The organism is Pseudomonas sp. PSB18, from assembly GCF_014596565.1.
Classification (GTDB): Bacteria; Pseudomonadota; Gammaproteobacteria; order Pseudomonadales; family Pseudomonadaceae; genus Aquipseudomonas.
In genome coordinates, this window is sequence record NZ_NOIN01000028.1 from 1 (window position 1) to 621 (window position 621).

Here is a 621-nt window from a genome sequence, read left to right on the forward strand (position 1 = left end):
TTGACCATATAACCCCAAGCAATCTGGTTATACTGTGAAGACGACATTCGCCGAAAATTCGATCTTGCTCATGAGAGCAACTCACAAATTTTACCTTAGCCTGATCCGTTACCAGTGAAAGTAACGTTCAGTCTATCTTTCTATCACATACCCAAATTTTTAAAGAACGATCTAATCAAAAGACTAGAAATCAACATTCACCATCGTCTTGATGGAATGCTCATTTCTAAGCTTTAAACGAGGGTCACCAATCGGTAAATGGTGGAGCCAAGCGGGATCGAACCGCTGACCTCCTGCGTGCAAGGCAGGCGCTCTCCCAGCTGAGCTATGGCCCCGTATCGCTACAGGGTGCACCAGTAATTGGTGGGTCTGGGCAGATTCGAACTGCCGACCTCACCCTTATCAGGGGTGCGCTCTAACCAACTGAGCTACAGACCCAATCGTCTTCTTCAATGAATCAAGCAATTCGTGTGGGAGCTCATGGAGCAGCTGCCGTCGTCGATTAAGGAGGTGATCCAGCCGCAGGTTCCCCTACGGCTACCTTGTTACGACTTCACCCCAGTCATGAATCACACCGTGGTAACCGTCCCCCCGAAGGTTAGACTAGCTACTTCTGGTGCA

Annotated in this window: 2 tRNA genes and 1 rRNA gene; all 3 read right to left on the minus strand. The window is 49.1% G+C overall.

Annotated elements, in window-relative coordinates:
- Positions 1 to 259 precede the first annotated feature (259 nt).
- A tRNA-Ala gene (locus tag CGA22_RS27020) sits at positions 260 to 335 on the minus strand.
- A 26-nt stretch (positions 336 to 361) separates the two neighbouring features.
- A tRNA-Ile gene (locus CGA22_RS27025) sits at positions 362 to 438 on the minus strand.
- A gap of 65 nt (positions 439 to 503) precedes the next feature.
- Positions 504 to 621 (minus strand): 16S ribosomal RNA (locus tag CGA22_RS27030); the annotation flags it as partial.